This window comes from Sphingomonas aracearum (assembly GCF_003345355.1).
GTDB lineage: Bacteria > Pseudomonadota > Alphaproteobacteria > Sphingomonadales > Sphingomonadaceae > Sphingomonas > Sphingomonas aracearum.
The window spans coordinates 1-5,797 of the sequence record NZ_QQNB01000008.1; the positions used below are offsets into that span (position 1 = coordinate 1).

The 5,797-nt window shown below is 55.1% G+C and carries 3 tRNA genes and 3 rRNA genes; all 6 read right to left on the reverse strand.

The features are described from left to right. Nucleotide 1: 1 nt before the first annotated feature. The 6 genes from DVW87_RS17545 to DVW87_RS17570 all read right to left on the reverse strand — a co-directional run bounded on the left by DVW87_RS17545 (nt 2) and on the right by DVW87_RS17570 (nt 5,469). Nucleotides 2-78, reverse strand: a tRNA-Met gene (locus DVW87_RS17545). A gap of 118 nt (nt 79-196) precedes the next feature. Continuing rightward, nucleotides 197-311: ribosomal RNA gene (gene rrf / locus DVW87_RS17550) — 5S ribosomal RNA — on the reverse strand. A 114-nt stretch (nt 312-425) separates the two neighbouring features. Then, nucleotides 426-3,218 (reverse strand): 23S ribosomal RNA (locus tag DVW87_RS17555). Nucleotides 3,219-3,487: 269 nt separating this feature from the next. Further along, nucleotides 3,488-3,563, reverse strand: a tRNA-Ala gene (locus DVW87_RS17560). A gap of 122 nt (nt 3,564-3,685) precedes the next feature. Beyond that, nucleotides 3,686-3,762 (reverse strand) — tRNA-Ile (locus tag DVW87_RS17565). Nucleotides 3,763-3,980: 218 nt separating this feature from the next. Next, a 16S ribosomal RNA gene (locus DVW87_RS17570) occupies nt 3,981-5,469 on the reverse strand. Together the 16S, 23S and 5S rRNA genes with 3 tRNA genes alongside form the textbook arrangement of a ribosomal RNA operon. Nucleotides 5,470-5,797: the final 328 nt, after the last annotated feature.

Sequence of the window (5,797 nt, forward strand, 5' to 3'; positions counted from 1 at the left end):
TTGGTTGCGGGGACAGGATTTGAACCTGTGACCTTCAGGTTATGAGCCTGACGAGCTACCGGGCTGCTCCACCCCGCGCCACCATCTGATCCGCTTGTTGTGACGCTTGTTGCGTGCAGGGACGGGTTGGCCCTGAGCGGATCAGAAACGAGGAAGGTTGTGAATGGGTTTTGTATCCGCGTGCACCGGTTTCAATGCCTGGCGACGACCTACTCTTCCATCGCTTAAGCGATAGTACCATTGGCGCAGACAGGTTTCACGGCCGAGTTCGGGATGGGATCGGGTGGTTCACTGACGCTATAGCCACCAGGCAATGAAGCCGGTGCGGCGGATGGGGTTAAAATCGATGCGTTCAAGGCTGGGAGGATCATCCCACCTTTGCCTGCGCTGGTGTTTTTCCAGTGCTGACATTGGAGGTGTGAACTCTCAAGCGTGAATAGGACAATTAGTATCGGTTAGCTTCACGCGTTACCGCGCTTCCACATCCGATCTATCAAGGTGATGGTCTTTCACCGTCCTGTGAAATCTTATCTCGAGGGAGGCTTCCCGCTTAGATGCTTTCAGCGGTTATCCCGTCCGTACATAGCTACCCTGCTGCGCCGTTGGCACGACGACAGGTACACCAGAGGTACGTTCAACCCGGTCCTCTCGTACTAGGGTCAACTCCTCTCAAATTTCGACGCCCACGGCAGATAGGGACCAAACTGTCTCGCGACGTTCTGAACCCAGCTCACGTACCACTTTAATTGGCGAACAGCCAAACCCTTGGGACCTGCTCCAGCCCCAGGATGTGATGAGCCGACATCGAGGTGCCAAACGATTCCGTCGATATGAGCTCTTGGGAATCATCAGCCTGTTATCCCCGGCGTACCTTTTATCCGTTGAGCGATGGCCCTTCCACGAGGAACCACCGGATCACTATGACCGACTTTCGTCTCTGCTCGACTTGTCAGTCTCGCAGTCAGGCTGGCTTATGCCATTGCACTCTAACAGCCGGTTTCCAACCGGCCTGAGCCAACCTTCGCGCGCCTCCGTTACTCTTTAGGAGGCGACCGCCCCAGTCAAACTACCCGCCACAGAGGGTCCCAGAGCCAGTTTCATGGCTCGTGGTTAGACATCAGAAAACAACAGGGTGGTATTTCACCTATGGCTCCACACCGGCTGGCGCCGATGCTTCAAAGCCTCCCACCTATGCTACACAGTTCTTTCCTAATGCCACTCTGAAGCTGCAGTAAAGGTGCACGGGGTCTTTCCGTCTAACCGCGGGTACTCCGCATCTTCACGGAGAATTCAATTTCGCTGAGCATGTCCTGGAGACAGTGGGGAAGTCGTTACGCCATTCGTGCAGGTCGGAACTTACCCGACAAGGAATTTCGCTACCTTAGGACCGTTATAGTTACGGCCGCCGTTTACCTGGGCTTCATTTCGGAGCTTGCACCCCTCCACTTAACCTTCAGGCACCGGGCAGGCGTCAGGCCCTATACGTCGTCTTGAAGCCGACTTAGCAGAGCCCTGTGTTTTTGCTAAACAGTCGCTACCCCCTGGCCTGTGCCCCCAACAAGAGCTTGCGCCTATGTTGGGCCTCCTTCTTCCGAAGGTACGGAGGCAATTTGCCGAGTTCCTTCAGGACACTTCTCTCAAGCGCCTTGGTATACTCTACCAGACCACCTGTGTCGGTTTCGGGTACGGTCTATACGGTGGGGCTATTTCCTGGAACCTCTTCGAAGCCAGCTCAATCCAATAAGAGCTGACAACACACGAGATCCGTCACACACCACCAGGCTGCGGAATATTAACCGCATTCCCATCGACTACCCCCTTCGGGCTCGTCTTAGGGGCCGGCTCACCCTGCGCGGATTAGCCTTGCGCAGGAACCCTTGGTCTTTCGGCGAGAGGGCATCTCACCCTCTTTATCGCTACTCATGTCTGCATTCGCACTTCCGATACCTCCACAGTCCATTACCAGACTGCTTCACAGGCGTACGGAACGCTCCGCTACCGCGTGACTTTCGTCACACCCAAAGCTTCGGTGCACGTCTTGAGCCCCGTTACATCTTCGCCGCAGGAACCCTTGTTTAGACCAGTGAGCTGTTACGCTTTCTTTAAAGGATGGCTGCTTCTAAGCCAACCTCCTGGTTGTTTTGGGATTCCCACATGCTTTCCCACTTAGACGTGACTTGGGGACCTTAGCTGTTGGTCAGGGCTGTTTCCCTTTTGACGACGGACCTTAGCACCCGCCGTCTGTCTCCCGGATATCACTCCTGGGTATTCGGAGTTTGGTTAGAGTTGGTAGATCTCGCGACCCCCGCATCCATCCAGTGCTCTACCCCCCAGGGTGTTCATCCGAGGCACTACCTCAATAGTTTTCGCGGAGAACCAGCTATTTCCCGGCTTGATTGGCCTTTCACCCCTAAACACAACTCATCCGGTAACTTTTCAACGTTAATCGGTTCGGACCTCCAGTGCGTGTTACCGCACCTTCATCCTGGTCATGCCTAGATCGCCGGGTTTCGGGTCTAATACACCAAACTCAAATCGCCCTATTCAGACTCGCTTTCGCTGCGCCTACACCTATCGGCTTAAGCTTGCTTGGTACATTAAGTCACAGACCCATTATGCAAGAGGTACGCAGTCAGGCCACAAAAGCCCTCCTACTGCTTGTAGGCAATCCGTTTCAGGTACTGTTTCACTCCCCTCATCGGGGTGCTTTTCACCTTTCCCTCACGGTACTAGTTCGCTATCGGTCATGTACGAGTATTTAGGCTTGGAGGGTGGTCCCCCCATGTTCAGACAGGATTACACGTGTCCCGCCCTACTCGAGTCCTCTGATCTCACTTTCGCATACGGGGCTGTCACCCGCTATGGCCAGTCTTTCCAAACTGTTCTGCTAGTTGAATCAGAGGCACTGGCCTGGTCCGCGTTCGCTCGCCACTACTAACGGAATCTCGGTTGATGTCTTTTCCTCCGGTTACTGAGATGTTTCAGTTGGCCGGGTTCGCTTCATGAAACCTATGTATTCAGTCTCATGATACCTTGCCCCAATTACCTCACCGTGCCGCAAGCGGCTCGGTCAGATAATCAGGATAGGTGGGTTTCCCCATTCGGAAATCGTCGGGTCAAAGGTTGCTCACACCTCACCGACGCTTATCGCAGCGTGCCACGTCCTTCATCGCCTGTACATGCCAAGGCATCCACGAATTGCCCTTACCTCACGCTTGAGAGTCCACACCACCAATGACAACACTGGATCAGTCCAAAAACTGACACGAAACTCGGCAGAGCAGTGTCGCATGGTATGCTCGGTGTGGATGATAATCTCAGCCTTGATATGCAGCGGCAATCATACCCAAGCCGAAGCTTGCGCACGACGCCACCGCGGCATCGATTTTAAAACCCATTCACAATGTCAAACAACGTGGAGGCGTGTCGCCTCCGATCAGCCGAAGCTGAACTCTTTCTCTTCAATCACTAGCGTTCCTGGCAGGCGTGGTGGAGCTTATCGGGATCGAACCGATGACCTGATGCTTGCAAAGCAACCGCTCTCCCAGCTGAGCTAAAGCCCCATGCGCCGAAGCACGACGAGATAGCGAAGCTATCTCGCGCAGCGCCAAGCACGGCCGACAAGGCGAAGCCTTGATCGACGACGCGGCTTTGCCGCGGCGCTGAGCTTGCTGCACCTGATACGTGGTGGGCCTGAGTGGATTCGAACCACTGACCTCACCCTTATCAGGGGTGCGCTCTAACCAACTGAGCTACAGGCCCGCACCCGCTGCGCCCGTCAGTCGCGGCAAAGCCGCGCCTTGTGGGCGCGCTTCGCCACGCTGGCCGAGCTGGTCAGCATGCAGTGCAGCTTGCGCTGCGCTGTCTTGCTGACTGCGCTAGTGATGAAGGGACATGAGGACGGCGGCTTTATGTTCTTTGGAATGGAGGAAGCTCTTCCCGGCACCGAGGCACCAGGCGCTTTCCGCCGAAATCCTTAGAAAGGAGGTGATCCAGCCGCAGGTTCCCCTACGGCTACCTTGTTACGACTTCACCCCAGTCGCTAAGCCCACCGTGGTCGCCTGCCTCTCATTGCTGAGTTAGCGCAACGCCTTCGGGTGAACCCAACTCCCATGGTGTGACGGGCGGTGTGTACAAGGCCTGGGAACGTATTCACCGCGGCATGCTGATCCGCGATTACTAGCGATTCCGCCTTCATGCTCTCGAGTTGCAGAGAACAATCCGAACTGAGACAACTTTTGGAGATTAGCTCACCCTCGCGGGATTGCTGCCCACTGTAGTTGCCATTGTAGCACGTGTGTAGCCCAGCGCGTAAGGGCCATGAGGACTTGACGTCATCCCCACCTTCCTCCGGCTTATCACCGGCGGTTCCTCTAAAGTACCCAACTAAATGATGGTAACTAGAGGCGAGGGTTGCGCTCGTTGCGGGACTTAACCCAACATCTCACGACACGAGCTGACGACAGCCATGCAGCACCTGTGTTCCAGTCCCCGAAGGGAAGAGATCCATCTCTGGAAATCGTCCGGACATGTCAAACGCTGGTAAGGTTCTGCGCGTTGCTTCGAATTAAACCACATGCTCCACCGCTTGTGCAGGCCCCCGTCAATTCATTTGAGTTTTAACCTTGCGGCCGTACTCCCCAGGCGGATAACTTAATGCGTTAGCTGCGCCACCCAGAAGCCATGCTCCCGGACAGCTAGTTATCATCGTTTACGGCGTGGACTACCAGGGTATCTAATCCTGTTTGCTCCCCACGCTTTCGCACCTCAGCGTCAATACCAAGCCAGTGAGCCGCCTTCGCCACTGGTGTTCTTCCGAATATCTACGAATTTCACCTCTACACTCGGAATTCCACTCACCTCTCTTGGATTCAAGCGATGCAGTCTTAAAGGCAATTCTGGAGTTGAGCTCCAGGCTTTCACCTCTAACTTACAAAGCCGCCTACGTGCGCTTTACGCCCAGTAATTCCGAATAACGCTAGCTCCCTCCGTATTACCGCGGCTGCTGGCACGGAGTTAGCCGGAGCTTATTCTCCCGGTACTGTCATTATCATCCCGGGTAAAAGAGCTTTACAACCCTAAGGCCTTCATCACTCACGCGGCATTGCTGGATCAGGCTTTCGCCCATTGTCCAATATTCCCCACTGCTGCCTCCCGTAGGAGTCTGGGCCGTGTCTCAGTCCCAGTGTGGCTGATCATCCTCTCAGACCAGCTATGGATCGTCGGCTTGGTAGGCCTTTACCCCACCAACTACCTAATCCAACGCGGGCTCATCCCAGGGCGATAAATCTTTGGTCTTTCGACATCATCCGGTATTAGCAGCAATTTCTCGCTGTTATTCCGAACCCAAGGGCAGATTCCCACGCGTTACGCACCCGTGCGCCACTAAGGCCGAAGCCTTCGTTCGACTTGCATGTGTTAGGCATGCCGCCAGCGTTCATTCTGAGCCATGATCAAACTCTCAAGTTTATGTCCCCCTCTACGCCCCAGGGGAATACCCAAGGCAACGAGGAAGCATCTCCAGGAGCCAATCCTGCACATCTCACGTATGGTTACGTGTGAAGGACATATAGACTGGCTTGGCTTTGAACGATATTCCGACGCCTAAAGACCGCCAGAAACCGCAAGCCGCCGCCCACATGTCCCTTCATCAAATTCAACAATGTCAAAGAGCCGACAAAAACACCGGCACAGCTCCCTACCCCTTTTTCTCGGGGCGGTCAGCGCACCAGGCTTTCAGCAACCACCGCGACAGCTCCAACCGGGCCACCGCTGCGGTGACACCCATCTAGGGGAG